Raw genomic sequence first — 25706 nt, forward strand, 5'->3', positions numbered from 1 at the left:
GCGTGTTCGCCGCGGCGATCGCCCAGGTGGCCCCGGCGGCCAGCCGGGACGAGACGCTGCCGATGCTGACCGGCATCCGCTTCGACTTCGCCGACGACAAGGTCACGATGGCCGCGACCGACCGCTACCGGATCGCGGCCCGTGAATACGACTGGCGGCCGGAGCGGCCCGGTTTCACCGCGGCGGCCATGGTCCCGGCCCGGGTGCTGGTCGATGTGGCCAGGTCGCTGCGCGGCGGGGAGGTCGCGGTCGCGCTGGGCGACGGGGTGGCCGGGTTCGAGAGCGTGGGGCGGGCCACCACGGTCCGGCTGCTGGACGAGCAGTTCATCGACTACCGCTCGCGGCTGGCTGGCGCGTGGTCCGTGCGCGCCGATCTGCGCGTCGCGCCGTTCATCGAGGCGATCAAGCGGGTCGCCCTGGTCGCGGAGCGTAACACCGCCGTCCGGCTCTCCTTCTCCGAGGGCCGCGTGCTGATCCAGGCCGGCGCGGGTGACATCGGCCGCGGGGCCGAGGCGGTCGAATGCCACCTGACCGGCGACGACCTGGAGATCGCCTTCCAGTCGCACTGGCTGCTCGACGGGCTCGCCGGGGTGGAGGGCGAGCTGGTGCGGCTCAACATGGAGTCCGCAACACGACCCGCCCTCATCTCCGGTGTGCCCGGTGACGCCGACCCTGACTTCCGTTACCTGGTAATGTCGCTGCGCCTCGGGTGATTACCGAATGACCTTCGATGAAGGCTCCGACGCGTGAAATAAAGATCGGTTTACTTGCCGAGTGAATGAGTTGGTCATTCGTGACTGACGTGAAATGAGTGGTGTTTAATCGCCAGGCGGGCCGCTGGGACGGCTGCCGAAAGTCCTACTCTCCGTCGGTGAGGGCGATCAGGATGTGTTCCATGCAGGCGTGCCCGGCGCGCTCGGCGGCGGCGGCGTCACCGGCCGCGATGGCCCTGGCGATGGCGTCGTGCGGGATGTAGGAGCTGTTGGGAGAGGTGCCCGCGGCGGTGATGCTGGCCCGCAGGGCGGCCGTGAAGTCCTCGTACAGGTCGAGCAGCACCTGGTTGTGGGTGGCCCGGACGACCGCCATGTGAAACTCCAGGTCCGACTCCACGAACGCGGTGGGCTCGCCGCTCTCCCAGGCCCGCTCGCGGACCGCCAGGGCCTCCTCGATCAGCAGGATGTCGCCCTCGGTGCGCCGGGTCGCGGCCAGCCGGGCCGCCTCGATCTCCAGCGCGCGGCGGACCTCCAGGATTTCCAGCTGCTCGGCCTGGCGTAGCCGGCGCAGCATGGCGCCGGAGAGCTCGCTGGTGGCGCGCACGTAGGTGCCGTCGCCCTGACGGCAGTCGAGCAGGCCGGCGTGGGTGAGCGCACGCACGGCTTCACGCACGGTGTTACGACCGACGCCGAGTTGCTCGGCGAGCGCGGTCTCGGTGGGAATCTTGGCGTGCAACGCCCAGGAACCGGTGACGACCTGCTCCTTGAGCTGGTCGATCACCTGGTCCACCAGGGAAGCCCGCTGTGCCGTACGCAGACTCACAGTCCCGCCTCCTCCGGGGAAACCAGTCATCCCATGAGTCGATGACCGGTAGACCACCGATTATTCCAGACGCGAGACGGTGGACCCGCGAGAGGGGGGGCCGGGTCAGCCGGGACGCCCGCCCGGCTGACCTCGGGAGTCGATCAGACGGTGAGCACCGAGTCGATGGCCAGGCCGGTGAGCGCGGAACGCACTCCGACCGCTTGGAGCGCTCTATGATAAGCGCCGGCTTGATCGTCTTCGAAGCCCGCTCTGCCGTAAAGATCGCCCAGCTCCCGCCACGCGCGGGCGTGTCGCCGGTCGACCTCCCCGGCAGGCGCGCTTTCGAGCAGCTTGCGCGCGTTGCTCAGGCTTACGGCCGGGTCGCCGCCCTGCCCGGAGGCCATCGCGATCTCCGCGAGCACCAGGTGCGCGGTCGCCGCGGTGGGTGTGGTGGAACCATCGAGTAGTTCGAGAGCGGAGCCCGCGAGGCGCGCGGCCTCGCCGTACTCTCCGCTCGCGAGGTGGACGTGAGCGAGCACGACCATGCTGGTCGCGCGCTCGTCAACGTGCGCGGGGAACGCCGTGAAGATCCGCATCGCGGCGGTGGCGTGCTCCCGCGCCTCGCCCGGACGGCTCTCGCCGACCGGGCCGATGACCAGCCGCGACCACTCCATGGCGATCTTGGCCAGCCGCAGGGCCATCCGCGCGGGCCTGCCGGTGGAGATGGCGTCGTCGGCGAGTCGTACGGCGAGCGCGGAGTCGTCCCCCTGCGCGGCCGTGACACTGGCCCGCCACAGCGCGCGCACCTCCTGCTCGCGGTCGATCGCCCTGGGGATGTCGTTGTCGGCGAGGACCTGCCGCACGTAGGACAGCGTGCCGTTCTGCTGGCCGTGTACGGCTCCGGCCTCCACCAGCACGGAGGCCAGGTCCACGGCGATCTCGCCGTGCGTGACCCCGAGCCGCGAGACCTGGCGGAGGGCGTGTCCGGCCAGGTCACGAGCCCGGAGGGTGTCTCCGGCGCGCTGATAGCAGCGGCTCAGCGCGATGGTGAGCGGAAGGTCGGCCAGGCGCTCGGGGTGCGCCGCCGCCTCGCGCCGTAACCTCTCGAAGGCTTCCACGGCCGGGCCCAGCTTGCCCTGCGCCTTGAGCGCACGCGCCCGCCCGAACCGGGCATGCGCCGCAAGCATGGCGTTCTCTTCGCCGGCCGCCTTGATGATCTCGCCGAACCGGTCGGCTGCCACTGCCGGATCGCCGTGCTGAAGCTCCAGCTCGGCGTGGCGCAGCCCCAGCTCCGTGTCGATCCGCTGCCGCGGCTCGATGCCGTGCAACAGGAACTCGGTGGTGCAACCGAGTCGTTCGGCCAGGAGTCGGGCTACCACGGGAGTCGGGGTACGCTTACCCGACTCGATGAGAGAGACGTAACTGTCGGAGAGGTCGGGCCCGGCCAGTTGGGCCTGGGACATCCGCCTGCTCAGCCGCAATCCTCGGACGCGGTCACCAATGGATCCCTGACTCGGCATCTGATCTCTCAGGGCGGGGTAATGGTCAATGTTCTCGTCATGATTGCATAAAGGCGAGGAAATGGGTAACCCCACGTGAAGAATCCCGTGTGTGAACGATCGTTCACACACGGGAACAAAGGACGATCAGGCACTAATCATCGGCCGGGTCCGAGCCCGGGAAGAGCATCTGGCACACCTCTAGGTAGAGGGTCTCCGGATACGGAAGGTAGTTGACCGTCGAGAGAGCCTGATCTTGACCGGCCGATTCCAGGACGAACTCTCCGTAGCCGAGCATCCGCCCCAGCACCGAACGCTGGAAGCTCATGTCGGTCACCTTGCCCAGTGGCATCATCGCCACCTTGCGGGTGATGAGGCCGTACGTGAGCAGCATCCGCTGGGAGGTCACCACGAAGTAGTCGACCGACCACTCCGCGACCTTCCATACGAAGCGGATCAACAACAGCAACCAGGCCCACCAGACGACGACAAGGGCCTGACCGCCGGCACTCCCGCCGAACCACCTGCTGAGCAACCCGGCCAGAATCAGGCCGCCGAAGACCTCGGCGACCGGGCGAAGCAGGATGGCGGGGTGCCGCCTGACCATGATGACTTGGTTTTCGTGGGGGAGCAGGTAGCGGTTGACCGACGACGGAGCAGAGTCCCCGTGGGTCACAAGTCTCATGACAGTTGCGTCACAAACTGCGCCAGTGAGTCGGCGGCGGTGAACACGGAGTTCATCGCGCCCCGCACGGCTGACGCCGCATCACCCGGCCTGGACAGCAGGTAGAACGCCACGAAGGCGATCCCTGTGTACTGTAGAACCTTCTTGACCTGCACTGTCGTCTCCCGTTACCGCTCGGCCCACTGCACCCGCCGTATACATTACCCAGGCTGTTGCTGGGGTAAAGCGTCCTTACCATGACAGTCCCGGGTCATCCGCGACGGCGCCGCGTTGCCCGGGCCCCCTCGGCCATCGGTGGCCATCCGCCTTCGGCGGCGACCAGGGCGAGAACCTCAAGGTGCTTGCGCGCGATCCGTTCCACCAGACCCCGGTGCGCACCACCGGCGACCTCAAGGGCCCCGTAGTGCGCGGCCTCGATGCAGCGGGTGACGGTCGCAGGCGCGTGTACGCCGGCGAACTCGTCGCGGAGCGCGGCCTCGACGTCGACATAGGGAGGGGTGTCGGCGTCGTCGGGCCGGCTCATGCCGCCGCTTCCATGGCCGCCGAGGACCGGCGGATCAGCTCGCTCATCGTTCTCCCCGATGCGTGTCTGTCGTTTCGGACGGGACACGGCAGAGATGCCTTCGTCACTCGACGTACCCATACGACAACAGTATGTAACTGAGGCTGACAATGGCGTCAGGGGATTGCGCGGATTTGACCAACCGGCGCGGTGGGCTGCGGCGTCGTTGGGTCCGTGGTTTCAGGCGATGCCGTACAGGCGGTCTCCGGCGTCGCCGAGCCCGGGGACGATGTAGCCCTTGACGTCGAGGCGGTCGTCCACCGCGGCCGTCACTACGCGCACCGGCCGTCCGGTGCCGGCGAAGGCGGTCTTCACCCGGGCCAGGCCCTCCGGCGCGGCCAGCAGGCAGATCGCCGTGACGTCGGCCGCGCCGCGCTCGAACAGCAGCTCGATCGCGGCGGTCAGCGTGCCGCCGGTGGCGAGCATCGGGTCCAGCACGTAACACTGGCGGCCGGCCAGGCTCTCCGGCAGCCGGGTGGCGTAGGTCTGCGCCGTCAGCGTGCCCTCGTCGCGGATCATGCCGAGGAACCCGACCTCGGCGGTGGACAGCAGCCGGGTCATCCCTTCGAGCATGCCGAGGCCGGCCCGCAGGATCGGTACGACGAGCGGCGCGGGCCGGGCCAGCCGTACGCCCTGGGCCGGCGAGACCGGCGTCTCGACCGTCACGTGGGTGATCCGCACGTCGCGGGTGGCCTCATAGGCGAGTAGGGTGACCAGTTCGTCGGCGAGCCGCCGGAAGGCCGGCGAGTCGGTGCGCACATCCCGCAGCGCGGTGAGCTTGTGCGCGACCAGGGGGTGGTCGACGACCAGTGTCTCCATGGGCGTCAACCGTAGTCGCTGGGGCGCGGACCGACTACGGGACCGGGCCGTCATCGCGTTTTTGGATCACAATTTGGTCGGAGATCCCCACGGCGGCGGGTGCCTTCTGGGACGATTGACCATGGCAAGTGACCACGTCGGTGGGGTGACGATGACAGACGAAGATGTGCTCGACTTCGCCATCGTGGTATATCGGGAGGACGACCACTGGGAAGCCGGGATGCTGCCGGTGGCGTTGACCTCCGACCTGCGGGGGCTCATCCACGCCCTTCGCCAGCAGCCGAGTATGAGCGGCACGATTGGCCTGGTCGCCGTGGGGGATGAGTTCTTCGTGGCATTAAGGGTGTTCGGTGACCGGGTAGACCTTTTCCTGTCCGACATCACCGCGTCGTGGGACTGGCCGCTCGCCCGCCAGGCCCTGGACTACCTCGACGTACCGGTGCCGGACGAGGCCGAACTGGACGCGATCCTCCAGGACGAGGAGATCGCGCTCCCGGCCGGCGATCTGTCGATCTTCGCCGACCTCGGCCTGGACGAGATGGAGCTGGGCGCGCTGTCCGGCGACTTCGAGCTGCTCCCGGACGAGGTGCTGTCCAGCATCGCGACGCGGCTGGGGTTCTCCGAGCCGTTCGAACGCGCCCTCGACTCGGTGTTCGGCTGATCCAGGAGCAAGTACATGCCCTCCAAACCCATTGGCAGCAGCCTGTTCGCGGCCGCCTTCGTCCGGACCGGGGACGGTTGGAACGGGGCCGAGGTGGATCTGCGGGACGCCGAGATCGTGGATGATCTCAGCGACGCCGTACAGGAGCATCTCGAGGTGAGCGGCGACGAGATCGCGCTGCTCTGCGTGGAGGTCGAGGACGAGTGGTTCGCGATCGCCCGGTACGAGGGCGACGAGGAGCCGCGGGCGTTCATCTCCGACGACAAGGCGGGTGTGACCGACGCGCTCGGCGAGCTGTTCACCGAGCTGGCGGGGGTCGCCCCGGACAAGGAGTCCAGTGACCTGGGGGTGCGCCCCGCCGGCGACTTCGAGCTGCTCAGCGACCTCGGGGTGAGCGCGGAGGAGCTGCTGGAGCTGAGCATGGAGGAGGGCGTGCTCCCGGCGGACACCCTCTCGGTGATCGCCGAACGCCTCTCCTTCGCCGACGAACTGGACCGCCTGCGGTGACCTCCGCCGTATCCGCGAGCTGATGGACACCGCCTTCGAGGAGCCGATGCGCCTGGCCCTCGCCGAGGCACGCCGCGCCGCGCAGGCCGGCGAGGTCCCGGTGGGCGCGGTCGTGCTCGACCCGGCCGGCGCGGTGATCGCCGCGGCCGGCAACGCCCGCGAGGCGGCCCACGACCCCACCGCGCACGCCGAGATCCTGGCCCTCCGTACGGCGGCCCGCGAGCACGCCGACTGGCGCCTGTCCGGCTGCACCCTCGTCGTCACCCTGGAACCGTGCACGATGTGCGCGGGCGCCGCCGTGCTCTCCAGGGTGGCCCGCGTCGTGTACGGCGCGACGGACGAGAAGGCCGGCGCGGCCGGCTCCCTCTGGGACGTCCTGCGCGACCGCAGACTCAACCACCGCCCCGAGGTCGTCCTGGGCGTCCTCGCCGACGAATGCGCCGCCGTGCTCAGCGACTTCTTCGCCACCCGCAGGTAACGTCCACTAGTCGTTTTCCGGTAGGCTGCTCGACGGTGGAGTCGCCTAGTGGCCGAGGGCGCACGCCTCGAAAGCGTGTGTAGGGCAACCTACCGTGGGTTCAAATCCCACCTCCACCGCCACCCCGAAGCCCGTCCCCTTTGTGGGGGGACGGGCTTTCTGCTTGGCGCGGGCGGCCCGCGGGTGGCCTCAGCGCAGGTGCCTGGCGAAGAACCGGAGTGTGCTGTCCAGCTCGAACGCCGGCAGGTCGCCGTGCTTGCCGGGGTTGGCGTGCAGGGTCTTCTCGGCCGAGGAGAAGGCGTCGAACAGCGCCAGGCCCTCGGATCTCGGCACTCGCTCGTCGTCCCACTGGAGCAGGAACTCCACCGGGACGGTGATCCGCGCGGCGGCCTCCGCCGACGCCTGGGCGCCGCCCAGGCCGAGGACGGCCGCGCGGACGCGGGGCTCGGCGGCGACGAACGGGACGCCGAGGCCGCAGCCCAGCGACACGCCCCAGTAGCCCACCGGGCCGACGCCGACGTACTCAAGCGCCTGGACCGCGTCCAGCACCGCCTGCCACTCCGGGACGGTCTGGCGGGCCACGAGCGCCTGGAACTCGGCGATCAGCGGAGCCGGATCGTCCCCGGCCTGCGCGCGGGCCTGGATCTCGGTCGCGATCCGCTGGTACTTCTCCTGCTTCGGCCGGTCGCCATGATCGGGTACGTCCACCGCCGCGGCCGCGAAGCCGCACTCGGCCACGAAGCGGTGCGCACGCGCCAGGACGCCGGGGTCCTTCTTGTGCCGGCCGCCGCCGTGGCCGATCAGAATCAGGGGGCGAGGGCCGGTGGCGTCTTGCGGGGTCCACAGCACGCCGGGGATCTCGCCGAGGGTGAAGAGTCGTTCGGAGACGCCGCCGGACGACGTCTGAGAGGTGAAGCGCATGGCGTTCACGCCTTTCGGGATGCCTTCTGCGGGCTCCCTAGGCCATGCGAGGGAGGGAGGCCCGACCGGTGACAGCGTTGATCGGTCTCACCTCCTCAGGTCGCAGTGACGCACGGCGACCCCGAAAGTAGCACGAGGGGCTGAGGAGTTCACAACGAACCGGTGACAGACGCCTCTGGGCGTTCGCAGGTGCGCTGACTACCGTTTGCGGTGGTCCTACCTGGTCCAAGTGCGGCCCCGAGGAAGGAGCGCCGTGAAGATCACGAGATCGGTGCCGGCCCTGGCGGTCGGCGCGGCGGCGATGGCCGGTACGCTCCTCACCGCCCCGCCCGCGTACGCCGCCGACTTACACGACTGCTGGTTCGGCGGGCTCACGTCGGAGACGGAAGAGGGCTACTACGAGCTCTGGGGCGGAAGTTGCAGCGGCTTCGGCTATGCCAACGTCGATGTCAAGATCCGTTCGGGCACGGACGCGGGCCTGTACCACTGCGGCCACGTCTTCCCGTGGAACGGCACCCTCGAAGGGTGGCGATGCGTGGTGATCCAGCCGTGAGGCGAGAGGGACGGTGAAACCGGGCCCGGCGACGCCGGGCCCGGGTCATGTCAGGGCGTAAGGACCTTGATGAGCAGGGGGATCGCGCCGATCAGCGTGGCGAGCGCGAGCAGTACACCGGCGATCCGCGCGGGGGCGACGTCGGAGACGCGCCGGATGGCGTAGTACGCGACGGCGAGCACGGCGAGGATGACCCCGGCCGCGAGAAGGGGATGCAGGATCTCCAATGTTCCCTCACTTGGGCTTGGGTGAATTAAGAGCTTCGCGGAGCGATGTCGGCAACGTCCGATATGTGACGGGTGGTAGTAGTCCCGTTACGGAGCGTCCGTGACACGAGTGACTCTACTGCCCTTGTGTGGGCAGCGCACCCCTTATCGGCACAGCCGCTTGGTACTCCGCTCACCCCAGGAGTCGGTGAAACCCGTCCCGGCTATCGTTTGATTACACAGAGAAGCGCACGCCAGAACGGCCAGGCGGTATCGTCGCTGCGGTGCAGGTGACTCTTCGCGGAGCCCTCTGCCTGGGCGAGGCGCTCCGAGTTGGTAGCCCGGAGCCCTCGCCCGACGTGCCCCGGTCCCTGGCGCGTCTGGATCAGAACTCGTCGGGTCAGAACTCGTCGGCCCCGGTGACCTGCCGGATGGGGAACACATGCCGGTCGGCCGCGCAGATCGTCTCAAGGGTGTGGACCGGTGTGCCGTCCGTGCCGTAGCCGGTGCGGACCACCTGGACCACCCACTCGCCCGGGTCGAGATCGAGCGTCTCGGCCTCCAAAGCGGTGGGACGCCGGGCGGTCAGCACTTCCTCCGCCCGGCCGAAGCGGTGGCCGAGGGCTTCCAGTGCGGCCTGGAGGGTGGGCAGCACGAAGCCGGGCTGGGCGATGCGGGTGCCGGCGAACAGGTCGGCCCGGAAGTAGCTGGTGGCGATACGTACCGGAACGTCGTTGGCGAGCATCAGCTTGCGCCGCGCGATCACCTCATCGCCCGGGACGACCTGGAGGCACTCGGCCACGTTGCGGCCGGCGGGCTCGGGGCCGACGTACAGCATCCGCCGGTCTGCGCGAATGCCCTGCTCGGCGGCTTGGCTCAGGAACAGCGACCGAGAGCCGCGGACGGCCGGGTCGGTCGGCAGCGGGCGGCTGACGAGCACCCGGGGCCGCTTCGCTGACGGTTCGTTCATGGGGTGCGGGGCTCAGCCGGGGTCGGTGAGTTCGAGTACGCGGGCGTGCAGTACCGAACGCTGGTGCAGGGCCGCGCGGAGGGCACGGTGCAGGCCGTCCTCAAGGTAGAACTCGCCCTGCCACTGGACCACGTGCGGGAACAGGTCGCCGTAGAACGTGGAGTCCTTGGCCAGCAGCGAGTGAAGGTCCAGCACGGCCTTCGTGGTGATCAAAGAGTCGAGCCGGACCTGCCGCGGGGGTATCTGGGCCCAATCGCGATTGGAGAGACCGTGTTCGGGATAAGGACGTCCGTCGCCGACCAGCTTGAAGATCACCCTACGTAGTTTATGAGATGAGCGAGATCACCGGGTGGTGGACGCGCGTTCGCTGCGCATTCGGTGCACATTCGGTACCAATGAGACAACCGTCACCTGCGCTGGTCAGGCGCGTCCACCGGGGCCCGTGCAACGGGCCGGATCGCCGCTTTCGTAGCCGGTCGTGAACCACTGCCTGCGTTCGTCGAATGATCCGCGATCGGGGCGCGATGACCATTCCGAGTCGGATTCGCCGCGCGGGTCCATGTCGATGGTCTTCCGCCCGACCTGTTCCGCCGACTCGAACGATCTCCTGATGTCCGCCTCGGTGAACGGCCGGGGAAAGAACCTGGTGTTCACCGCGTACTTCGCCCACACCCCGCCGTAGCAGTCGGCCTGAAGCTCCTCGCCCAGCGAACCCTCGCTCGAACTCCCCATCTCGCCGAGCAGGTTCTGCGCGTGGTGGCCGTATTCGTGCGCGATCACGTACGCCTGGGCGAGCGCACCGCCGGCGGCGGCGAAGTCGCGTTCGAGGGTGTCGAAGAAGGTCCGGTACAGGTACACCCGCTCGTTGCGCGGACAGTAGAACGGTCCCACGGACCCGGTCGCGACACCGCACGGGCTGCGGACCCGCTGCTCGAACAGCACCGCCCGCGCCGGCCGGTACGCCCGGCCGCCGCGCCGCCGGAAGTAGCCGGTCCAGTAGCTCTCGATGCTCCGCACCATCCGGGCGATCCGGCAGTCCTCGGGCCGGGCGGCGGCCTTCTCGCACTCGCCCGCCCCGGTGGGCAGCGCAGTGGGCAGTTCGGTGGGGAGCGGCGCCGGTTGCCGCCCGCCCGCGCCGCCCGCGCCGGGCGGGTCGTCGCCCCGGATGGGACTCGGGCACGCGGCGACCGCCATGCACGTGCCGAGGGCGAGGGTGAGCAGCCGGAGCGCCGTTCCGCTGCGATGCCGCGATGGTGTGCGGTGTTCCGGCATGCTTCCCCCGTTGCTCACCTGGAGTGGTTGATTGACCACTTATGGTGAGATGCCCTGTTATGTCGGGATCTACTCCCAGTCCGCGCTCTCGTCGCGTTCGGCGAACGGCTGGGTGAGGCTGAACCAGTTGCCCGAGTCGTCACGGAAAATGGCCTCGATGCCGTACGGCCGCTTCTGCGGCTCCTGCAAGAACGTGACCCCCTTGGCGGACAGCCGCTGGTAGTCGCCCTCGCAGTCGTCGGTGGTGAACGCCCCCGCGCCCAGCACCCCCTTGGCCACCAGCGCCCTAAGGTGCTCCCCGGACTCCGGATCCTGCGCGGACGTGCCGATCGCCATCAGCGCGATCTGCAGTTCGGGCTGGTCCTTGGTGCCGACCGTGATCCACCGCATCCCGCCCTCGCCGAGCGTCATGTCGGTCCGGATCTCCAGGCCGAGCTTGCCGGTGAAGAACTCCTTCGCCGAATCCTGGTCGAGCACCCACACGGTGGATATCCCCAGACCCTTGATCATTTCCGGGCTCCTTTCGCAGCGTCCTGACGTGCCGTTTCGTGCGATTCTGTGCCTCACACGCTAGACACCCGCCCCGCCGTACGCCTTCTCGAAAGTTGCTCAGTCCCGCGCCCGGTCCGGCTGGGCGAACCCACCCGCCCAGAGCAACACGAAACACCCCGGAACGGCCGGCTGCTCCCGCGCCCGCTCCCTGACCCTGAACTCACCCGGCGTCACGCCGGTGACCTGCTTGAACCGCGTGCAGAACGTCCCGAGGCTGCTGAACCCGACCAGCACACAGATCTCGGTGATCGTCAGATTGGCCGATCGCAACAGATCCTGCGCCCGCTCGATCCTGCGCCTGCTGAGGTACTGCCCGGGCGTCTCCCCGTACGCCGCCTTGAAGCACCGCACGAAGTGGTAGCGCGAATACCCCGCCCTGGCCGCCACCACATCAAGATCCAGCGGCCCGGCCCACTCCCGATCCATGACATCCTTGGCCACCCTGAGCCGCCGCAAACGACCGGTATCCACCCGCCGCTCAGCCTTCGCCCCCATCCCCCGATCCTGGCACACGCAGGGACGATCACCCGGTTCCAGCCCCATGGGCAAGGCGGCGCTAGTAAGGTCGGCGACGGCGAGTCGTACATACCGCCTCCAACCGAGTCGGACCACGCGGGTCCGGTCATCGATGTCGGACCGAGACAGGTTCGGCAACTCGGAGGCAGGAGGACACATGGATGACCCGCCACCCCGCCACCCGCGGGACACAGAGCGCTTACACCGCTGGATCCGGACAGGCTTGGCCGTAGCCGCCTTCCTGATCTCGATCTTCCGGTAGAACGCTCACACCGCCTGGCCCCGCCAGGCGAACGGGCCCCTGTCCAGGCTCAGAGGACAGGGGCCCGTTCTTTGGCTCGGCGCCACAAGCAACTTGTGGCACTACGAAGCCAGCATGACACAGCCGAACTTCCCACGGTGGAAAGTTCGGTGCCGCCCCAGACAGGGATGCGGCTGAGGAGTTGGGGCTGGTGCAACGGCCTGACCGGCTGCCGCCAGCACCGTCCTGGCGGGAGGATCTGGTCGTGGCCGGCCTGGTCCGTCAGTGGCGGCTCGAAGCTTTGCCTCTGGCGACGTACCTCGGTCGCCCACCGGCGGCCGGGCGCCCGGCCACGTTCAGCGCTGTCGTGTCAGAGAACCGCTGAACGCCCCCGTGACCGTTCCGAGGATGTTGTAGTTCGCTTGGATCGCGATTCTTGCCTGATCGGTCAGCCGGACACTCATTGTCAGATCCGCCAGACAGGCCTGTCCCGGTGACGCGTTGGCCGGGGCGCCGGTGTTGCCGGCCTTCAAAATGAGGTGGTCGCCGTTGACTTCGGCGAGCTGCCAGCTACGTGAGCAGCTATTCGCCTGACCCCAGTCGATGGCGCGTTGATCTGCGATGGTGTCGCCGATACCGCCCTGCTCTATCGTCAGTCGTCAATTCCCGTCCCTGTTCCCTCCCGAGCGGGGTCGGGGAGGGTCATTGTGACCCGCCCTCTCCAGGTGCCGAGATATTGCTCTGGCACATCGTTGCTCTTGCCGCCACCCTGGGGGAGCAGCCATGCCGACACGCCCACCGCGAGCGCCGGCACGCTGGTGACCGCGGCGATGACTCCCGCACTCACCTGTGTTCCGGCCCAGGAACCGGTGCCAGGAGTTGCGCCGCCTGCTTCTGGCCGGAGGGTCATCAGGGCGGGGCGCCTCGGGAACTCCGCCTTTTCCGGGGAGGCCCGTCCGCTCATTGATGGTGAGGGACCGACTTGGTGGGGTCAGGACCTGTGGGATCCACTGGACTCTCCCAGCCTGGCTTCCGGCATATCCGTTTACCAGCTTTATTGAAGGCCCACTGGCGCTGCCTTGTCTGTGACTTTTGCCGCTGTCGATAGCAAAACCGCTATCGCCGGCGCATACCCGGGCAGTACACAGCATGCCACACCCATTTAACGACCGGGAGAAATTGGACGTCTCCGGTCGCTCGCAGGAGCCGCCCAGGGTGGCTTGAGGGACGCGGCCCCAAGATCGCTCGCCGCGCAACCGGGGCGGTGACATGCGAGAGGGGCCGGCTGGATCGACCGGCCCCTCTGGCGTTCCCTGTCTCAACCAGGAGCGGAGGATACGAGATTCGAACTCGTGAGGGGTTGCCCCCAACACGCTTTCCAAGCGTGCGCCCTAGGCCAACTAGGCGAATCCTCCGTTGAGCAGCTTACCGGAACTCGCGGGTGAAGGGGACCGGGATTCCGTGCCCCGAGCACTCGTGAGCATGGCTAGACTGTCGGTGGACCCCTCGCGCGGCGTCATCCTGTGAACCTCCCCAGGGCCGGAAGGCAGCAAGGATAAGCGGGCTCTGGCGGGTGTGCGGGGGGTCTCTTTAGCTGGAGGGGACCCGCATGAGCCTCGCGCTGTACCGCAAGTACCGGCCCGGGACGTTCGCTGAGGTCAAGGGCCAGGAGCATGTGACCGATCCGCTGCGGCAGGCGTTGCGGAGCGGGCGGATCAATCACGCCTACCTGTTCAGCGGGCCGCGCGGGTGCGGCAAGACGTCCAGCGCGCGCATTCTGGCGCGATCCCTCAACTGCGCGAAGGGTCCGACGCCCGATCCCTGCGGGGAGTGCGAGTCGTGTGTGGCGCTGGCCCCCACCGGGCCCGGGCACCTCGACGTCATCGAGATCGACGCCGCGTCGCACGGAGGTGTGGACGACGCGCGCGACCTGCGCGAACGGGCGTTCTTCGCGCCCGTGGCCGCGCGGTTCAAGATCTACATCATCGACGAGGCGCACATGGTGACCCGCGAGGGTTTCAACGCGCTGCTCAAGCTCGTCGAGGAGCCGCCGCCGCACCTGAAGTTCGTGTTCGCGACGACCGAGCCGGAGAAGGTCATCGGCACGATCAAGTCGCGGACCCACCACTATCCCTTCAGGCTCATGCCCCCGACGACCCTCCGCGCGCTGCTGGAGGAGATCCTGACCAGCGAGGGCGTGCCGTTCGAGCCGCAGGCGCTGCCGCTGGTGGTCCGTGCGGGCGCGGGTTCCGCGCGTGACTCGCTCTCCGTGCTCGACCAGCTCATGGCCGGGGCCGATGACGACGGCATCACGTACGCGAGGGCCGCCTCACTGCTCGGCTACACCGACGGCGACCTGCTCGACGAGGTGGTCCACGCGTTCGCGGCCGGTGACGGGGCCGGGGTCTTCCACACCGTCAACCGGGTGATCGAGGGCGGGCACGATCCGCGGCGGTTCGCGGCCGACCTGCTGGAGCGCTTCCGCGACCTGGTGATCCTGGCGAATGTGCCGGAGGCGGCGGGCAGTGGGCTGCTCGACCGGCCAGCCGACGAGCTGGAACGGCTGCGCGAGCAGGCCGCCTCGATGGGGCCGGGCGAGTTGACCCGCGCCGCCGAGGTGTTCAACGCGGGGCTGACCGAGATGCGCGGGGCCACCTCGCCCCGGTTGCTGCTTGAGCTGATGTGCGCGCGTGTGCTGCTGCCGTCCGCGCAGCAGGGGGAGGCCGCGCTGCTGGCCCGCCTGGAACGGCTGGAGCGCTCTGGCTCCGGTACGGGGCCCGTGCAGGCGCCGGTACAGAGAGCGGCGCAGGCGCCGGTACAGGCTCCTGCACCGGCCGCGCCTGAACCGGCCGCTCCGGAGCGGGCGCCTGTCGTGCGGGCCGAGGAGAAGGTCCCGGCGCAGGAGCGTCCGGCCGGGGATGACGGGTGGCCCGCCGCGGTGCGTCCCGGTGCGGCGTCCGCGGACCCGGCCGCCGGTACGGCGAGCCCCGCTCCGCCTTCGGCTCCCGCGCCCGCCTCTGCTTCCACGCCCCCGCCTGCGCCTGCGTCCGCCGGTGGTAGCGGTGACCTACGGCAGGCGTGGCCCGCCGTGCTGGGCGCGCTGAAGCGCCGCAGCATCGTCGTCTGGGCCAACGTCAACACCAACGCCCAGGTGGTCGGCGTCGAGGGCAATGTCGTCACGCTCGGTTTCGCGCAGGTCGGCGCGATGAAGAACTTCGTGGGCGGCGGCAAGGACACGGTGGTGGCCGCGGCGCTCGGCGACGTAATGGGCGGGACCTGGCGGGTGGAAGCCGTCACGGGTTCCGGCGGCGGGCCGGGCACACCGTTCGGGGCCGGGAGCGGCGGCTCGCCCTCGCGGCCCGGCGGCGGCTCGCGAGGGCCCCATGCGGGGCCGCGACCGAGCGGTCCGCAATCGCCGCCCCCCGGAGGCTCACACGGCCCTCAGGGAGGCGCACAGGGCCGGGGGGGCGATGCCCAGGCCCACGCCGGCCGTCCTAGCGGCCAGAGCGGCCAGAGCGGCCAGAGCGGCCAGAGCGGCCAGAACGGCCAGAACGGCCCGCAGAGCGGTTCGGGCGGTTCGGCCGCACCGACGCAGGCGCGGCCCGCGCCCACCACCGACGAGACCTGGCCCGACGCGCCGCCCCCCGACGACCCCGGCTCGCCGCCCGCGCCGAGCGCGGGCATCGCCGCCGCCCGTACGGCCGCGCAGGCCGCCCAGCAAGCCGTCCAGTCCCGCTCCAGGCAGGGCGGCGGCGGTGGCGCCGCCTGGCCCGACGCCGTCCCGGCACGGCAGGCGACGGCGTCCAACGGTTCGGTCAACGACGAGGTCGATCCGGAGAACGACGCGGACGCCGACGTGGACGAGCTGTCCGGCATGGCGCTCATCCAGCGCGAACTCGGCGGCCGGATCATCGAGGAAATCGACCACGCCTGACCATCGCTCCGCACTACGTCCTGCGGAGTGGCCGACGTGCGCGATGTCCGGTTCGAGCGTTCCCTTCCCTAAGCACAGCCGGATGCCGTGAACCCCGCTTCGGTCCTGGGTGGAGCGGGGGAGTCAGTCGTCGGCGGACAGGCGGATGCGGGCCACGGCGGCGCGGTGGTCGCCTGGGGGGAGCAGGATCGTGAGGCGTTCGAGTACGTGTGGGTCGTCTCGGCCGTACTGGGTCTGTGCGTAGTGCCACAGCGCGCCGGCCGAGCCGTCCTGGAGCAGTCGGGCGCGTACCTGGCCCTCCAGTTCGTCGCGGGTCCGGCGGATGGTGGGCGACTCCGACCGTGGCAGCAGCGGCCCGCGGTACGCCTGGGCGAGGGCCGCCGGGTCATGGCCCGCGAGCAGCCGCTGTACTTCGAGGAAGTCGGCGGTGACCTCGCACGTCAGCCGGTAGGGCTTGCCCGCCACCGCCGTGCCGAGCTGGTCGCGCAGCCGGTGCATCTCCGCCCGGATGGTCACCGGCTTGCCCAGGTCTCCATATAGCTGGAAGGAGAGCTGGTCGGCCGTCATGCCGCCCGGGTTGAGCGCCAGCAGGGCGAGGATCTCGGCGTGCCGCTGGGAGAGGTGGACGGGCACTCCGTCCAGGTGGGCCGTGGGGTGGTCGGCGCTCAGGAAGCACAGGGTGAGCACGGTGGCCGGGACCCGCTGGGTGGGATAGACCAGATAGCCGTTGCCGAAGGGTTCGATCAGGCCGACGGTGCCGTCGCGGAGCAGTACGGTGTCGCCGTTGCGGGGGAGCGCGATCCGGTCGACCGGATGGCCCGTGACGCCGGTGACGGCGGCGAGGCCGGCGGCGCCGGGGACGCCGGGGAGTTCGCCCGCGAGGACCCGGCCCGTGGCGGTGACCAGCGCGCTCCGCCCGGTGGCGCGGGAGGTGTGGGCGCGGTCCTCGTGCTGGGCCAGCAGGCGGGCGTCGCGTTCGCGCAGGTCGAGCGCGAGGTGGCTCTCGGTCAGCTTGGCCGCGGCGTGGACCAGCGCGACCGTCGCGGGGTGCAGGTGGTCGGGCGTACCGCTGACGTTGACGCAGCCGACGATCTCGCCGGTGTCGGGGTCGCTGATCGGCGAACCGGAGCACGACCACTCCTGGAGCGCCTTCACCAGGTGCTCGGCGGGATAGACGTGGACCGGCCGGCCCGCGGCCAGCGCGGTGCCGATGCCGTTCGTGCCGACCGCCGATTCGGCCCAGACGAAGCCGTCGCACAGCCCGACGCTCTCGCCCAGCGCGAGCGCCTGGTTGCTGCCGTCGCGCCACAGTACGCGGCCGTCGGCGTCGGCCACGGTCATGATCATGCCGGTGCAGTAGACCGTGCGCAGCAGCGTCGAGGCGAGCATCGGCAGGTGCGGCCCGATGGGGTGCGAGCGCCGTGCGTCGCCGATGTCGTCCGTCTCGTAGCCGGGGTAGGAGCACAGCCGTTCGGGATCGATGCCCGCGCTGAGGGAACGACGCCAGGACGCGGCGATGACCCGGCGCGGTCCGTCAGGTGTCCCGGGTGGCCTGTCATGGTTTCGGTCGGTTTCGCCGTGCTGTGCGTCCGCCTCGCCGGACGGCGAGGCAGGCTCGTCGCGCTGCGTGATCGGGTCGCCTGGATGGTCGGAGACGGCCGCCTCGTGCCAGTCATGGAGCCGGCCAGCGTACTCGTCCGGGTTCAGCGCCACCGCGGCGGGTACCGCGGGCACGCGCCTGTCACGCATAGACCACCCCCAGTAGTCGTTTCATCGGCGAGCATCAGGGTTTTCGGCAGGCCCGCGCAACCGATTCGGCCAATCCCAGACACGGAAAGTGAAACTGCGGGCGCAACGCGTACGCAACCCGGCCCTCGCTAGCTTCACTGACGGCAGCCGCCTGGTGCGGCCATTCCCGGCGGATGTGGCGGTCGGGCCCCGGACGTCCCGAGACGCGCCGGGGCCCGGTCGGCGGCCCGCCGAACGGCCCAGGAACGGCCCAGAGACGGCTCGAAGGCGGCCCGGAAGCGGCCCGGAAGCGGTCCTGAAAGGGAACACAGGCCGCCGCCGGTGCGCCGTCCCGTCCAAACACCGTAGGCTCGTGGCGACGGCACGAACCCCACCCACGCGAAGGCCACGAGGAGCGCACGACGGTGAACCCAGGTGATGTCAACCTGCAGCAGCTCATGGAGCAGGCCCAGCTCATGCAGCAGCAGATCGCGAGCGCCCAGCAGGAGCTGAACGACGCACGGGTCGAGGGCTCGGCGGGCGGCGGGCTGGTCGTGGCGACGGTCAACGGCGCCGGCGAGCTGCAGGAGCTGAAGATCAAGCCGGAGGTCGTGGACGCCGAAGACGCCCAGGAGACGGTCGACACGATCGCCGACCTGGTCATCGCCGCGGTCCGCGACGCCGTGCGCGCGGCGTCCGAGTTGCAGCGGCAGAAGCTCGGCCCGCTCGCTCAGGGCCTCGGCGGCGGCGGCTTCGGGCAGCTTCCAGGGTTCTAGACGATGTACGAAGGGGTCGTCCAGAACCTGATCGACGAGCTGGGCCTGCTGCCCGGCGTCGGTCCCAAGAGCGCGCAGCGGATCGCGTTCCATCTGCTGGCGGCCGATCCGGCCGACGTCAAACGGCTGGCGCACGCGCTGCTCGAAGTCAAGGACAAGGTCCGCTTCTGCCGGGTGTGCGGCAACGTCGCCTCCGAGGAGGACTGCCGGATCTGCCGCGACGCGCGCCGCGACCTCCATGTGATCTGCGTCGTCGAAGAACCCAAGGACGTCGTGGCGATCGAGAAGACCCGCGAGTTCCGCGGGCGGTACCACGTGCTCGGCGGGGCGATCAGTCCCATCGACGGCGTCGGCCCCGACGACCTTCGCATCCGCGAGCTGATGACGCGCCTGGCCGACGGCCAGGTCACCGAACTCATCATCGCCACCGACCCCAACCTCGAAGGGGAGGCGACCGCGACCTACCTCGCCCGCCTGGTGAAACCGATGGGCGTACGGGTCACCCGGCTGGCCAGCGGCCTGCCGGTGGGCGGCGATCTGGAGTACGCGGACGAGGTCACCTTGGGCCGCGCTTTCGAAGGGCGGAGGCTCCTTGATGTCTGACATGTCTGCCGAGTGGAGTGAGCTCGCCGAGACCGTGGCCGGGCACGCGGAGAACTACCTGGACGGCCTGAGCCGGCTGGCCGGCGGCGAGGGCGGCGACGCGACGCTGGCGCTGCTGCTGATGGAGGTCGCGCAGGTGAGTCTGGCCGGGGCGCAGCTCGGGGCGAGCCAGGACGTGATCCTGTCCGGCAACTGGGAGCCCCCGATGAGCGAGGACCCCGACCTCGACGAGGTCCGTGCGGCGCTGGCCGAGCGGTTCGGCGAGGTCGACGTCTACGCCGAGGTCTTCGACCCCTACAAGGACACCGGGGTCACCGCCTACCGCCTCTCCGACGACCTGACCGCGGTGGCCGCCGACCTGTACCACGGGCTGCGTCACCACCGCGCCGGCCGTCCCCTGGAGGCCCTGTGGTGGTGGCAGTACAGCTACTTCAACACCTGGGGCAACCACGCGGGCGCGGCGATGCGGGCGCTTCAGGCCCTGGTCGCGCACACCAGGCTCGACGTGGTGGAGGAGCGCACCGGGTCGTAGCGGAGGTCGCCGCCCGGCCGTCCCATATGGTGGGCTGGCCAGAAGCGGCATGCCGTGCGCACCGTAAACTGTGAGCTCCACAGCCCCTACGTCCCTCGGGAGACTTACAGTGGCGCTCGTTGTGCAGAAGTACGGTGGTTCGTCTGTCGCCGACGCGGCCAGCATCAAGCGGGTCGCGCAGCGGATCGTCACGACGAAAAAAGCCGGCAACGAGGTCGTCGTGGTGGTCTCCGCGATGGGCGACACCACCGACGAGCTCCTCGACCTCGCCCAGCAGGTCTCCCCGCTGCCGCCGGGGCGCGAGCTGGACATGCTGCTCACCTCGGGCGAGCGCATCTCCATGGCGCTGCTGGCGATGGCCATCGCCAACCTCGGGCACGAGGCGCGGTCCTTCACCGGCTCGCAGGCGGGTGTGATCACCGATTCCAAGCACGGCAAGGCCCGGATCATCGACGTGACGCCCGGCCGCATCAAGGAGGCCGTGGACGTCGGCCAGATCGCGATCGTGGCGGGGTTCCAGGGCGTGTCCCAGGACACCAAGGACATCACCACGCTCGGCCGCGGCGGTTCCGACACCACGGCGGTGGCGCTCGCCGCCGCGCTCGACGCCGACGTCTGCGAGATCTACACCGACGTGGACGGGATCTTCACGGCCGACCCCCGCATCGTCGCGGCGGCTCGGCGGATTCCGCGCATCTCCTATGAGGAGATGATGGAGATGGCCGCCTGCGGGGCCAAGGTCCTGCACCTGCGCTGCGTGGAGTACGCGCGCAGGTTCGAGCTCCCCATTCACGTCAGGAGCTCGTTCAGCCAGCGGGAGGGCACCTGGGTGACCTCCAGGCGGCCCGAAGCCGGCACCGGCACCGGCACCGGCACCAATACCAATACCAGCACCAGCACCAGCACCAGCACCAGCACCAGCGAAGGAAGCGAGATGGAGCAGCCGATCATCTCCGGCGTGGCGCACGACCGGAGCGAGGCGAAGGTCACCGTTGTCGGGGTGCCCGACAAGGTGGGAGAGGCCGCGGCCATCTTCAAGATCCTCGCCGCCGCGGAGATCAACATCGACATGATCGTGCAGAACGTGTCCGCCGCCGCGACCGGCCGTACCGACATCTCCTTCACGCTCCCGGCCACCGACGGTCCGACGGCGCTGACCACGCTCAAGCGGGCCCAGGACCAGATCGGGTTCGAGTCGCTGCTCTTCGACGACCAGATCGGCAAGGTGTCGCTGATCGGCGCGGGCATGCGCTCCCACCCCGGCGTGACGGCGACGTTCTTCGCGGCGCTCGCCGACGCGGGGGTCAACATCGAGATGATCTCGACCTCGGAGATCCGGATCTCCGTGATCGTCGGACAGGACGAGGTGGACGCGGCGGTCAGCGCGGCGCACCGCGCCTTCGATCTCGACGCCGACCAGGTTGAAGCGGTGGTTTACGGAGGTACCGGACGATGAGCAAGCCCACTTTGGCCGTGGTCGGCGCGACCGGCGCGGTCGGCACCGTCATGCTGGACATCCTGTCCGGCCGCCCCGACGTCTGGGGCGAGATCCGGCTGATCGCCTCGCCGCGTTCGGCGGGCAAGGTGCTGCGCGTGCGCGGCGAAGACGTCGTGGTGCGGGCGCTGTCCCCCGAGGCGTTCGACGGCGTGGACGTGGCGATGTTCGACGTGCCCGACGAGGTGTCCGCGGAGTGGGCGCCGGTGGCCGCCGCCCGCGGCGCGGTCGCCGTGGACAACTCCGGCGCGTTCCGGATGGACCCGCAGGTGCCGCTGGTCGTCCCCGAGTGCAACGCCGAGGCCGTACGCGAGCGGCCGAAGAACATCATCGCCAACCCCAACTGCACCACGCTGTCGATGATGGCCGTGCTCGGCACGCTGCACGGCCGGTACGGCCTGCGTGAGCTGGTCGCGGCCTCCTACCAGGCCGTGTCGGGCGCGGGCGCGGCCGGCGCGGAGCGGTTGTACGACGAGGTCGCCGCGCTGGCCGGTGACCGGACCGTCGGCACGGTCGCGGGCGACGTACGCAAGACGGTGCCCGATCTGGCCGATTCGCCGTTCCCCGCGCCGATCGCCTTCAACGTGGTGCCGTGGGCGGGTTCGCTCAAGGAGGACGGCTGGGCGTCGGAGGAGCTGAAGGTCCGCAACGAGTCCCGCAAGATCCTCGGGATTCCCGACCTCAAGGTCTCCGCCACCTGCGTACGCGTGCCGGTGATCACCACCCACTCGGTCGCGGTCCACGCGACGTTCGCCGAGCCGGTCACGGTCGCCGAGGCCAGAGACGTGCTGTCGGCCGCGCCGACCGTCGTGGTGCTCGACGACCCGGCGGCCGGGGTCTACCCGACGCCCGCCGACGTGGTGGGCACCGACCCGACCTACGTCGGGCGCATCCGCCAGGCGCTCGACTTCCCGAACACGCTCGAAATGTTCGTCTGCGGTGACAACCTGCGCAAGGGCGCGGCGCTCAACACCGCGGAGATCGCCGAGCTGGTGGCGGCCGAGCTGGCCGGCTGACGCCGCGGTCCCGATGCCGGGGAGGCGGTCACCGGAACAGGATGTCCCAGTGATCGCTCTCCCTGGCGTACACGTCGCCGCCGGGCCCGCGGTAGAGCCGGGCCCCGTCGCCGCGCACGCTGTAGAGCGGGTAGTTGTGGGTGATGAAGTGGTCCACGCAGGCGTTGAGTGTGATGTCCAGCTTGTACCCGTTGCCGTGGCTGTAGGCGCCGGGCGCGTGCCCGGCCTCGGTGCCACCGGTGATCTTGATCGGGCACTGGCTGCGTCGCTTCAGCGCGATCACCGCCGAGATGGTCCCGGCCCGCACGGACGCGAGCGAGGTGCAGGTCCGCACCTCCCGGTTGGTACACCCACCGGACGAGTGCCACCTGATCCCGGACCGCTTGACCCGCCGCATGGCCTTGTGGTGGCCGAGCCGTACGGCGGCGCGGGCACGCTTGCGCTCGGACGCGGCCTCGCCGCGGTCCTGGACGGCCTGGGCGACGTGTTGGACGGTCGGTGTCGCGGCGCGGTAGGCGACGTCCGTGGGCAGCACCCGCGCGAGATAGAACGTGATCTCGCGCGCCCGCCCGTGTACGTCCGGCAGCGCCTCGGCGGCACGCGTGCCGCCGGTGCCGCCGGTGTCGTGCGCGCCGTCCGTGCCGGTTGTGCCGGTTGTGCCGGTTGTGCCGGCCGTGTCTGCCGGAGAGCCGGCGTCGAGCGCGACGCGGGCGTGTGCCGTGTCGGCTTCCGCCGCGGTGAGCGCGATGATGGAAGTCTGTACGGCGAGCAACACGCACGCGGCGAACCGCACGGGCCCCCGTTTGCAGGGACTGGTCCCCATGTTGATCCCTTTTCGCGGATTGCCCCTCCGAGGAGGATCAATCCCACGTTTCCGGCGGGGTGAGACCTGGGCGCGGAGAGTCTTTGCGGTGTGGTGGCGATCACCGTTAGGGTTCATGACCGAGCAGGGGGACGGGACGTACAGTGACGAACGTGGTTGAACCCACCCAACGGAACCGGGGTTCGGAATCGACCCGCAAGCTCATCGTCGAGACGGCGCTGCGCCTTTTCCAGGAACGTGGTTACGAGGCCACCACAATGCGTGCCATCGCCGCGGAGGCGGGCATTTCTGTGGGAAACGCCTACTACTACTTCGCCTCCAAGGAGGCGCTGATCCAGGCGTACTACGACCGCGCCCAGGAGAAGCACGAGGCGGCCTGCCAGGAGGTCCTGGCGGGGGAGCGGACGCTGGAAGCGCGGCTGACGGGCGTACTGCGGGCGTGGGTGCGGGTGTCGGAGCCGTACCACGAGTTCGCGGTCAAGTTCTTCAAGCACGCCGCGGAGCCGAGCAATCCGCTCAGTCCGTTCAGCGCGGATTCCAGTCCGTCCCGGGAGGCGTCCATCGCCATCTACCGGAAGGTGGTGGAGGGCTCGACGGATCGGATGGACAAGGAGTTGCGCGCCGAGCTGCCCGAGCTGCTGTGGCTGCTGTCCATGGGAGTGGTGCTCTTCTGGGTGCATGACAGTTCGCCCGAGTGCGCCCGCACCTACCGGCTGATCGAGCGGACGGTGCCCTTGGTGGTCAGGCTGGTGGGCCTGTCGCATTTGCCGGGTTTGCGGGGTGTCACCAGGGACTTTCTGGCCACCGTACACGAGCTGCGCACCTGAGTCCCACCGACCTCACCGAAACCCGTGAAATCGCGTACTCGTGCGATTACCCTCGGTAGTACCACCATTGGTGCGCGCTTGGAGGTCCCCCCATGGGCTGGGTCAGCATCGCCGCGTCGGCGGCGTTCGTCCTCTTAGTTCTGGCCATCGTCGTCCTGCGCAAGAAGGGCCAGGAGCATCAGGAGCAGCGGTTCAGCGCGGTCGACTTCGCCGCCAACATCGCGCTCGCCGTCTATCTGCTGGTCCTGGCGTACGCGGTGGTGCTGTGCAAGGACGCGATCACCGCAGCCGAAGCCGACTCCGCGGCCGAGAGCGAGACCCTGACCGAGCTGTACTGGACGCTGGCCCCCATCCCGGAGGCCGCCCCGCTCAAGGTGCAGATCAGGCAGTACACCAACCAGTCGATCACCCTCGACTGGCCGATGATGAGCAACGACACGCTGTCCCCGCTGCCCGGCCGCACGCTCGACGAGCTGCGCGCGGCCCTGCACCGGCTGCGCCCGGCCGAGCCGGCGCACGAAAACCTCCGCCAGGAGGCCCTGAGCCGGGCCGCCGACCTGAGCCACGCCCGCGCCCTGCGCGCGGATGACGCGGCGACCCGGTTGGAAGACATCTTCATGATCTCGATGGCACTGTCCGGCGCACTGGTGATCGCGCTGCCCTGGACGCTCGGCATCCGGCCGACCTTCGCCACCGTGGTGAGTGACGCGATCCGGGTCACGGTGGTGGTCGTGGGCGTGGTGTTCGTGCAGCTCAGCAGCCACCCCTACAGCGGCTTCAACGCGGTGGAGCCGACCGCGTTCGAGGTGGCCGTGCAGCAGTTCGACCGCATCGACCGGCAACTGGCGCCGCCACAGAGCTGATCTCGCGACGCGAGGAGTAAGGGGGCGAATCTGGGACCGCCGGGCGCGGCAAATAAACTAAACACGTGTTGAATTCCCCACCGAGTGGGACGGGAAACCGCCCCGAGGCAGAGGAGAGTCACATGTTGCAAGTGATCGGCGCCGGTTTCCCGCGTACCGGGACCCGCTCGCTGAAGGTCGCGCTGGAACGGCTCGGGTTCGGCCCCTGCTACCACATGTTCGAGATCCTCAGTAAGCCCGACCACATCGAGCGCTGGCTGCCCGCGGGCTCCGGCGAGCCCCTGGACTGGGACAAGGTCCTCTCCGGATACCGGTCCGCCACCGACTGGCCGGCCAGCCACTTCTGGCGCGAGCAGGCCGCCGCGTACCCCGACGCCAAGGTCGTCCTGACCGTCCGCGACCCGCAGAGCTGGTACCGCAGCATGCAGGCCCTGATGGCCGTCGGCCCCGGCCGCGCGCTTCCGGACGCCCTGCCACCGGCGGCCAAGAAGATGTTCGCCCGGATGGAACGCCTCCGCCCGGTGACCGACCGCATCTCCCAGGAGGCGCTCGGCGTCCACTTCGCCAACATGGAGCTGCCGGAGGAGAGCGCGGCGGTGGCGGCGTTCGACCGCCACATCGAGACGGTCAAGGCCGTCCTCCCCGCGGAGCGGCTGCTGGTGTTCGACGTACGGGAGGGCTGGGAGCCCCTGTGCCGGTTCCTGGACGTCGAGGTACCAACGGGCGAGCCGTTTCCACACCTGAACGAGTCCGAGTGGATGCGCGAAACCCTGGAAAAGCTGGTCACCGAGGGCGTCTTCCCCACCGACGCAACCGCCCCCCGGCAGTAACACCACCCGCCGAAGCCCCGCTGCACCAACACAAACCGAAGGGTCCGGCCACGGACCCCACCGACCCTGGGCCCACTCCTGGCGCGGCTCCGGCCACCGGGGAGTCGAGGTTGCCGGGCCCTCAGTGGCCTGGTCTGGCCTGGGGTCAGCCGCGGCGGCGGGCGGCGCTGCCGGCGCCGGCTACGACGGTGGCGACCACGATGACGGTGAAGAACACGATCACGATCGTCCGGTCGATCCCGGCCCGCCGTTCGGTGTACTTGTCCAGGATGGAGGTTTGGGCGCGGTAGCTCGCGGTGGGCCGCGGGGTGGTCTTGGG

29 protein-coding genes, 2 tRNA genes and 1 other RNA gene are annotated in these 25706 nt (G+C 69.7%); 16 read left to right on the top strand and 16 right to left on the bottom strand.

The annotated features are described in order from the left end of the window. A partial coding sequence (gene dnaN, locus C1I98_RS10415; RefSeq protein ID WP_111166958.1) for a DNA polymerase III subunit beta occupies positions 1 to 713 on the top strand: 713 nt, incomplete at its 5' end. Positions 714 to 858: 145 nt separating this feature from the next. Here the strand turns inward: dnaN and C1I98_RS10420 are convergent. The 6 genes from C1I98_RS10420 to upp all read right to left on the bottom strand — a co-directional run bounded on the left by C1I98_RS10420 (position 859) and on the right by upp (position 5083). Beyond that, a complete protein-coding gene (locus tag C1I98_RS10420) occupies positions 859 to 1536 on the bottom strand; it encodes a FadR/GntR family transcriptional regulator (RefSeq protein ID WP_111166959.1) in 678 nt (225 codons plus the stop codon). A 143-nt stretch (positions 1537 to 1679) separates the two neighbouring features. Beyond that, complete coding sequence (locus tag C1I98_RS10425; RefSeq protein ID WP_111166960.1) at positions 1680 to 3038, bottom strand: helix-turn-helix domain-containing protein; 1359 nt, start codon at positions 3036 to 3038, stop codon at positions 1680 to 1682. Positions 3039 to 3171: 133 nt separating this feature from the next. After that, on the bottom strand, positions 3172 to 3702 hold the full coding sequence (locus C1I98_RS10430) for a PH domain-containing protein (RefSeq protein ID WP_111166961.1): 531 nt from the start codon (positions 3700 to 3702) through the stop codon (positions 3172 to 3174). Then, positions 3699 to 3857: a hypothetical protein gene (locus C1I98_RS42735; protein WP_199536849.1), complete on the bottom strand. Its 159-nt coding sequence runs from the start codon at positions 3855 to 3857 to the stop codon at positions 3699 to 3701. The genes C1I98_RS10430 and C1I98_RS42735 overlap by 4 nt, the downstream gene beginning before the upstream one ends. 95 nt (positions 3858 to 3952) lie before the next feature. Then, the gene (locus tag C1I98_RS10435; RefSeq protein ID WP_111166962.1) at positions 3953 to 4225 is read right to left on the bottom strand and encodes a hotdog family protein; all 273 of its coding nucleotides are present in this window, start codon (positions 4223 to 4225) and stop codon (positions 3953 to 3955) included. Positions 4226 to 4444: 219 nt separating this feature from the next. After that, positions 4445 to 5083 carry a uracil phosphoribosyltransferase gene (gene upp, locus C1I98_RS10440; protein ID WP_111166963.1) on the bottom strand — a complete coding sequence of 213 codons (639 nt, stop codon included), beginning with the start codon at positions 5081 to 5083 and terminating at the stop codon, positions 4445 to 4447. A gap of 151 nt (positions 5084 to 5234) precedes the next feature. Between upp and C1I98_RS10445 the strand changes: the two genes are divergently transcribed. From C1I98_RS10445 to C1I98_RS10460, 4 genes are all read left to right on the top strand, one after another. Then, positions 5235 to 5744 (top strand): tRNA adenosine deaminase-associated protein, encoded by a 510-nt coding sequence (locus C1I98_RS10445; RefSeq protein WP_111166979.1) that lies wholly within the window; start codon positions 5235 to 5237, stop codon positions 5742 to 5744. Between the two features lie 15 nt (positions 5745 to 5759). Continuing rightward, entirely contained in the window at positions 5760 to 6251 is a 492-nt protein-coding gene (locus tag C1I98_RS10450) for a tRNA adenosine deaminase-associated protein (protein WP_111166964.1), read from the top strand. A 22-nt stretch (positions 6252 to 6273) separates the two neighbouring features. Further along, positions 6274 to 6729 (top strand): tRNA adenosine(34) deaminase TadA, encoded by a 456-nt coding sequence (gene tadA, locus C1I98_RS10455; RefSeq protein WP_233507671.1) that lies wholly within the window; start codon positions 6274 to 6276, stop codon positions 6727 to 6729. A 34-nt stretch (positions 6730 to 6763) separates the two neighbouring features. Beyond that, positions 6764 to 6851: transfer RNA gene (locus C1I98_RS10460), tRNA-Ser, on the top strand. Between the two features lie 67 nt (positions 6852 to 6918). Here the strand turns inward: C1I98_RS10460 and C1I98_RS10465 are convergent. Further along, complete coding sequence (locus tag C1I98_RS10465) at positions 6919 to 7650, bottom strand: dienelactone hydrolase family protein (RefSeq protein ID WP_111166981.1); 732 nt, start codon at positions 7648 to 7650, stop codon at positions 6919 to 6921. Positions 7651 to 7903: 253 nt separating this feature from the next. Between C1I98_RS10465 and C1I98_RS10470 the strand changes: the two genes are divergently transcribed. Further along, on the top strand, positions 7904 to 8203 hold the full coding sequence (locus tag C1I98_RS10470; protein ID WP_111166965.1) for a hypothetical protein: 300 nt from the start codon (positions 7904 to 7906) through the stop codon (positions 8201 to 8203). A 50-nt stretch (positions 8204 to 8253) separates the two neighbouring features. Here the strand turns inward: C1I98_RS10470 and C1I98_RS41300 are convergent, their stop codons facing one another. The 7 genes from C1I98_RS41300 to C1I98_RS10500 all read right to left on the bottom strand — a co-directional run bounded on the left by C1I98_RS41300 (position 8254) and on the right by C1I98_RS10500 (position 13375). Next, positions 8254 to 8430, bottom strand: a complete 177-nt coding sequence (locus C1I98_RS41300; RefSeq protein ID WP_158557984.1) for a hypothetical protein — start codon at positions 8428 to 8430, stop codon at positions 8254 to 8256. 379 nt (positions 8431 to 8809) lie between these two features. Next, positions 8810 to 9379 (bottom strand): GntR family transcriptional regulator, encoded by a 570-nt coding sequence (locus C1I98_RS10475; RefSeq protein WP_111166966.1) that lies wholly within the window; start codon positions 9377 to 9379, stop codon positions 8810 to 8812. A gap of 12 nt (positions 9380 to 9391) precedes the next feature. Beyond that, the gene (locus C1I98_RS10480; RefSeq protein ID WP_111166967.1) at positions 9392 to 9694 is read right to left on the bottom strand and encodes a type II toxin-antitoxin system VapB family antitoxin; all 303 of its coding nucleotides are present in this window, start codon (positions 9692 to 9694) and stop codon (positions 9392 to 9394) included. A gap of 105 nt (positions 9695 to 9799) precedes the next feature. Next, a complete protein-coding gene (locus C1I98_RS10485) occupies positions 9800 to 10669 on the bottom strand; it encodes a neutral zinc metallopeptidase (protein WP_158557985.1) in 870 nt (289 codons plus the stop codon). Between the two features lie 51 nt (positions 10670 to 10720). Further along, complete coding sequence (locus tag C1I98_RS10490; protein WP_111166969.1) at positions 10721 to 11161, bottom strand: VOC family protein; 441 nt, start codon at positions 11159 to 11161, stop codon at positions 10721 to 10723. 99 nt (positions 11162 to 11260) lie between these two features. Beyond that, positions 11261 to 11629, bottom strand: a complete 369-nt coding sequence (locus tag C1I98_RS10495; RefSeq protein ID WP_233507673.1) for a helix-turn-helix transcriptional regulator — start codon at positions 11627 to 11629, stop codon at positions 11261 to 11263. A 1660-nt stretch (positions 11630 to 13289) separates the two neighbouring features. Further along, a tRNA-Ser gene (locus C1I98_RS10500) sits at positions 13290 to 13375 on the bottom strand. Between the two features lie 82 nt (positions 13376 to 13457). Between C1I98_RS10500 and ffs the strand changes: the two genes are divergently transcribed. Both ffs and C1I98_RS10510 read left to right on the top strand, forming a co-directional pair. Beyond that, positions 13458 to 13553: signal recognition particle sRNA small type (gene ffs / locus C1I98_RS10505), an RNA gene on the top strand. Between the two features lie 16 nt (positions 13554 to 13569). Beyond that, positions 13570 to 15894 (top strand): DNA polymerase III subunit gamma and tau, encoded by a 2325-nt coding sequence (locus C1I98_RS10510; protein WP_199536850.1) that lies wholly within the window; start codon positions 13570 to 13572, stop codon positions 15892 to 15894. 123 nt (positions 15895 to 16017) lie between these two features. Here C1I98_RS10510 and C1I98_RS10520 read toward each other — a convergent pair whose 3' ends face one another. Next, positions 16018 to 17643, bottom strand: a complete 1626-nt coding sequence (locus C1I98_RS10520; RefSeq protein WP_111166971.1) for a helix-turn-helix domain-containing protein — start codon at positions 17641 to 17643, stop codon at positions 16018 to 16020. 404 nt (positions 17644 to 18047) lie between these two features. On the opposite strand from C1I98_RS10520, the gene C1I98_RS10525 reads away from it, so the two are divergent. The 5 genes from C1I98_RS10525 (at position 18048) to C1I98_RS10545 (ending at position 22044) form a co-directional block, all read left to right on the top strand. Beyond that, positions 18048 to 18398 (top strand): YbaB/EbfC family nucleoid-associated protein, encoded by a 351-nt coding sequence (locus tag C1I98_RS10525; protein ID WP_199536851.1) that lies wholly within the window; start codon positions 18048 to 18050, stop codon positions 18396 to 18398. A 3-nt stretch (positions 18399 to 18401) separates the two neighbouring features. After that, on the top strand, positions 18402 to 19001 hold the full coding sequence (gene recR, locus C1I98_RS10530) for a recombination mediator RecR (RefSeq protein WP_111166972.1): 600 nt from the start codon (positions 18402 to 18404) through the stop codon (positions 18999 to 19001). Next, positions 18994 to 19533 carry a DUF5063 domain-containing protein gene (locus C1I98_RS10535; protein WP_306461853.1) on the top strand — a complete coding sequence of 180 codons (540 nt, stop codon included), beginning with the start codon at positions 18994 to 18996 and terminating at the stop codon, positions 19531 to 19533. The genes recR and C1I98_RS10535 overlap by 8 nt, the downstream gene beginning before the upstream one ends. A gap of 109 nt (positions 19534 to 19642) precedes the next feature. Beyond that, positions 19643 to 20989 carry an aspartate kinase gene (locus tag C1I98_RS10540; protein WP_111166974.1) on the top strand — a complete coding sequence of 449 codons (1347 nt, stop codon included), beginning with the start codon at positions 19643 to 19645 and terminating at the stop codon, positions 20987 to 20989. Further along, entirely contained in the window at positions 20986 to 22044 is a 1059-nt protein-coding gene (locus C1I98_RS10545; RefSeq protein ID WP_111166975.1) for an aspartate-semialdehyde dehydrogenase, read from the top strand. The genes C1I98_RS10540 and C1I98_RS10545 overlap by 4 nt, the downstream gene beginning before the upstream one ends. A gap of 28 nt (positions 22045 to 22072) precedes the next feature. Here the strand turns inward: C1I98_RS10545 and C1I98_RS10550 are convergent, their stop codons facing one another. Continuing rightward, positions 22073 to 22867 (bottom strand): hypothetical protein, encoded by a 795-nt coding sequence (locus C1I98_RS10550; protein ID WP_146607357.1) that lies wholly within the window; start codon positions 22865 to 22867, stop codon positions 22073 to 22075. A gap of 152 nt (positions 22868 to 23019) precedes the next feature. Here C1I98_RS10550 and C1I98_RS10555 point away from each other — a divergent pair, with 152 nt between their 5' ends. From C1I98_RS10555 to C1I98_RS10565, 3 genes are all read left to right on the top strand, one after another. Beyond that, the gene (locus C1I98_RS10555; protein WP_111166984.1) at positions 23020 to 23694 is read left to right on the top strand and encodes a TetR/AcrR family transcriptional regulator; all 675 of its coding nucleotides are present in this window, start codon (positions 23020 to 23022) and stop codon (positions 23692 to 23694) included. Positions 23695 to 23786: 92 nt separating this feature from the next. Then, complete coding sequence (locus tag C1I98_RS10560) at positions 23787 to 24557, top strand: bestrophin-like domain (protein WP_111166977.1); 771 nt, start codon at positions 23787 to 23789, stop codon at positions 24555 to 24557. Positions 24558 to 24679: 122 nt separating this feature from the next. Next, the gene (locus tag C1I98_RS10565) at positions 24680 to 25387 is read left to right on the top strand and encodes a sulfotransferase family protein (protein WP_111166978.1); all 708 of its coding nucleotides are present in this window, start codon (positions 24680 to 24682) and stop codon (positions 25385 to 25387) included. The last annotated feature ends 319 nt before the right edge of the window (positions 25388 to 25706 follow it).

It is taken from the genome of Spongiactinospora gelatinilytica (assembly GCF_003236385.1).
Taxonomy (GTDB): Bacteria; Actinomycetota; Actinomycetes; order Streptosporangiales; family Streptosporangiaceae; genus Spongiactinospora; species Spongiactinospora gelatinilytica.